Here is a 3,940-nt window from a genome sequence, read left to right as displayed (position 1 = left end):
ACAAAGCAGACATTTCCGCGATCTTCGCAACATGCCTCGGATTTGGATAGAGAGTCTGCAGATAGGTGATCGTTGGATCCATCCGGATCGCGCGCAGCGTCGTATGGTTCCATGTCAATTCGTAAACCGGCGGCAGACTGCGCTTCTCGCCCTCAGGAACAACGTCGGAACGGAAAGCTATCGTCATGCGCTCCTGTCGGCAGAGCGCCTCAAGAGAAGAGATGGCATGAGGCGCTACCATAATGACAATGACGTGGTCACGGGGTGAAAGAAACTTTTGGTGCCTTACGAAATACCGGTGAGGCGTCGGAGCCTCAATCGTGCAGAGTTGCTTCAGTAATATGCCATCGTGGCACGCAAGTGTGTCCGCAAAACCATTGATCCGCAACCAGTCGCCATGGGTGATGAGCATGTCGATCCAGTCATAGGCAGCAGTCAGAGGCAGATCGAGGCTTGTTATAATGCCATTCGTGCCATAAGCATGAATAACCTTGTGAAGATCATAGCCGCTCAGAGTGAGTAGCTGGGGCTGCGCCTCCATGGTGACGACGCGCGCGCTGATGACATTGCCGGGATCTCGCAAGGTCCCCCAGCGTATGGAGCCGACACCACCTGACCCTCCGGCGACAAAGCCACCGATTGTAGCGTTGCGGGCAGTTGACGGATGCATGCGTAGTTCCTGGGCGGAATGGCTGCGTGTGGCGTCGTCGATGTCGTGGATTACGGCGCCTGACTCGACCGAAACTCTGCCAGGCTCTATGCTAACGATACGGTTCAAGCTGCGCAGATCGAGAATAGCGCCGCCCGAGAGCGGCATGGCCTGGCCATAGTTTCCTGTACCACCACCTCGTGGTGTCACAGGGATATCCAACCGGAAACAGGCTGACATCGCTGCGATGACTTCCGCTTCGCTGCGCGGGGATACGATGATATCTCCCGTCACCCCATCAAGTTGCCGCTTCAGGATAGGCGAGTACCAATAGAAGTCTCGACTCCGCTGCGCCACAAGCTTGGGGTTCGTCTCATAAGGAATCGAGCCCAGGGCATTGATCAAATCATCAATACGGGTCATGGGCTAAGGCCCGGTGCTGGTGTATAGTCGGGAAGCAGTGCGACGGCAGGATTAGGATTGGATCGCGCACGGGCCAGATATCGGCTTCTTGCAGTGTTCCCGGGTGCGAACACGAGTTCAATCGTCATGGGACCTCCTGGCGGTCACATCGGTTTCAGCGCTGCCAGGTTCGAGGTTAAGATAATCCCCAACCAGAGTGGCAAAAGGAAAACAATGGCCAGGCGCATGATTTTCTTTTGTACCACTGGATTTAAACGGCTTCGCCTCAGTAAAGATCTTTGGCGTCTGCTTGAGGCTAAACCGAATCTACCAGATGAGCAGATAGCCTTTCGCTCGCCCAAGTCGGTGGCAACTCACCAGGGCGCAGATCATAGCCCCAGCCGCTTGGAATATCGGCAGGAAAAGGTTCAACAAGTAGGCCACGTTGCAATTGGATATCTGCCAGCGATGCCAGTGTGACGGCGCAGCCGAGTCCTGCAGCCGCCATTTCCAGGGCTACGTTGGAACTGTCGCTCTTCAATCCCTGCACCAGTGGAAGCTCAGGAATACCATGATGGTGCGCGAACGCCTGCCAAAGCTCCTGCCGATTGAGAATATGTATCAGTCCCTTGCGGTGAACATCCGCGGGCGATGTCATGGCATCAGGGCCCCTCAAAAAGTCAGGAGAGCAAACCATGGCTAGTCGCTCCTCACCCAGACTCTGGCCAATGAGTGGCTGGCTTACATGACGCGGCGCAATCCGCAGGTCGACCACCTGTTCCGTCGTTTCAGACCATATAGTTGCATGGACGGTAACTTCAACTTCTGGGAACTGATCGCGAAAACTCCGCAAGCGCTGGGGCAGCCAGTTGGTGGCAAGACTGGCAGGGCTGGAGATGGCAATCTGCTTACGATGGCGGACCGTTTGCACCTGACCTGTTGCCAGATCAATTTGTGACAACGACCGCTGTACAGCTGGCAGGTAGGCGGCCCCAACCTCAGTCAAAGTCAGACTGCGTGGAGCTCGGTAGAATAGCGGCCGACCGATGAACTGCTCAAGCATCCGGACATGACCAGACACCGCCGCCTGGGTCATGCGAAGTTCCTCGGCGGCCCGGGTGAAGCTGAGGTGCCGCGCCGAAGCTTCGAAGGACCGTATGCAATTCAGGGGTGGAAGATACTTCATGGTCGCTCGCCTGACCGAGTTTCGAAATCAAAAGTGGGGTGTGACCGTGGTCGTCCTACGGAAAACACAGGTTCGTCAATTTTCTCGGCTCGCATGGTCATCATACTGCCCTGTTCAGGCGGCTCGGCGCAAGCCAGACAGGCAACGGAAAAACCAGGCGAATTGCAGGTCCATGCAGCAGTACGGCCTTGGTTCTCCCGGAATGAGGACGATTTTGATGGCTAATCTGATTGAGTCCTGGAAAGATCTATAGATAGCGCCAGAGCTTTGTCAGATCACCTCCTCTTGTGGTCTGCCCGTCCAGTTATTGATAGTGTGGCCGTCTCAAAGAGGGATGCGGGCGATCCGCGCTCTGACTCGCTGCAAGTAGCGATGGCGGGTTGCTTTGGTCTGTCCATCCATTTCATGCAGACCCATCCAGAAAGTCTTTGTCCGTGGAGCTGTGCAAAACCGAAGTCCTCTCAGAACGATCTTGTGGCCAGGGCTGCCTATGACAAACCTCCAAAACCACCATGGTGCGCCAAAGGTCGTGATGACCCCGATAAGGCGCATACCGGTAAGCGCAGGACGCATCGGCTCAGTACGTGTTCGCAGGGTAAAGCTGATCCCAGGTCGCCAGACCCTGTCAAACCAACCCTTTAGAATGGCAGGCTGCGCGTACCACCAGGTGGGGTAGACCAATATGAGACCCTCGGCCCATTGCAGCGCCTCAATATGATGAACGATATCGGATGGAAGCTGATCGCTGTCCGTGTAACTACGACGCTCATCAGCACTCATCACCGGGTTAAACCCCTCAGCATGAAGATCAAGCGTTCTGATATCATGCCCCTTGAGCCGGGCAGTCTCTACACTTGCCCTGAACAGGGCAGTGTTGAAACTCTCAACAACTGGATGAGCATGAACAAAAAGAAGTCGCACTTGAGACTAACCTCGTAAGTCATTTGAATGGCGAATATGCTGGACACTCATGGAAGCCGACATCAACCAAGCCTATGCTTCGCAGTTTACTCCACCGATTGTTTTCGTCGACAAAAAGAAAAATGTGGCATAGGCTCAAGTTTTGTTGAGGAACGCCAGAGCCGGTTTCATGCAGCATCGCACTCGCGCGGCGATTGCCTTCTACTTCAGGCCTGCGGCGGCCGCCTCGCCGAGGTCGCTGCGCTCGGCGAGCTTGGCGTTTTCCTTGGCGCGTTCGGCGGCACGTTCCTCGCGCCGCTTCATCACCTCGTAGATGATGGCGCCGGCAAGCGACAGACCGATGATGATGACGGCCAGCGCTGAAAGCGCGGGCGTGGTGCCCTGGCGCACCTCGCCTGCGAGCACGGTCACCAGCGTCTTGTCGGCGAGGATGGCGAAGGTCGTGGTGTTGTAGTTCTCGAAGCTTGAGAGGAATGCGATGACCGCAGCCGAGATCATCGCGGGCTTCAGGAACGGCAGCAATATGTGCCAGAACACCTGCGGATGCGAGGCGCCAAGGTCGAGGGCCGCCTCCTCCTGGGCGCGGTCGAAGCGCTGCAGCCGCGCCATGATGATCAACAGCGCATAGGCCGCCACAAAGCTCGACTGGCCGAGAATGGCCAGGATGATGCCCTTGTAGAAGGTCGCCTTGGTGAAGTCGGTCAGGCCCATCATGTCCTTCCAGAAGATCACGGTGGAGATGCCGATGATGACCCCGGGGGTCAGCACCGGCGAAACCGTGA

At 56.4% G+C, this 3,940-nt stretch carries 4 protein-coding genes; all 4 read right to left on the bottom strand.

All coding sequences use genetic code 11. From position 1 onward, the window contains the following. Positions 1-1,072: FAD-binding oxidoreductase (locus tag ACILRN_RS16045; protein ID WP_395689971.1), on the bottom strand; the 1,072-nt coding region annotated here is incomplete at its 3' end. A 295-nt stretch (positions 1,073-1,367) separates the two neighbouring features. Then, complete coding sequence (locus ACILRN_RS16040) at positions 1,368-2,237, bottom strand: LysR substrate-binding domain-containing protein (RefSeq protein ID WP_395689970.1); 870 nt, start codon at positions 2,235-2,237, stop codon at positions 1,368-1,370. A gap of 324 nt (positions 2,238-2,561) precedes the next feature. Continuing rightward, positions 2,562-3,158 carry an NAD(P)H-dependent oxidoreductase gene (locus tag ACILRN_RS16035; protein ID WP_395689969.1) on the bottom strand — a complete coding sequence of 199 codons (597 nt, stop codon included), beginning with the start codon at positions 3,156-3,158 and terminating at the stop codon, positions 2,562-2,564. A gap of 201 nt (positions 3,159-3,359) precedes the next feature. Then, positions 3,360-3,940: ABC transporter permease (locus ACILRN_RS16030; RefSeq protein ID WP_395689968.1), on the bottom strand; the 581-nt coding region annotated here is incomplete at its 5' end.

Origin of the sequence: Aestuariivirga sp., from assembly GCF_044238155.1 — a bacterium.
GTDB lineage: Bacteria > Pseudomonadota > Alphaproteobacteria > Rhizobiales > Aestuariivirgaceae > Aestuariivirga.
The sequence above is the reverse complement of the archived record's forward strand: the minus strand, read 5'-3'. Positions and strand labels throughout refer to the sequence as shown.

What these genes read in the sequence shown, in the direction of transcription:
- ACILRN_RS16040 (WP_395689970.1), bottom strand. Translation starts at nt 2,237, where the DNA reads ATGAAGTATCTTCCACCCCTGAATTGCATACGGTCCTTCGAAGCTTCG.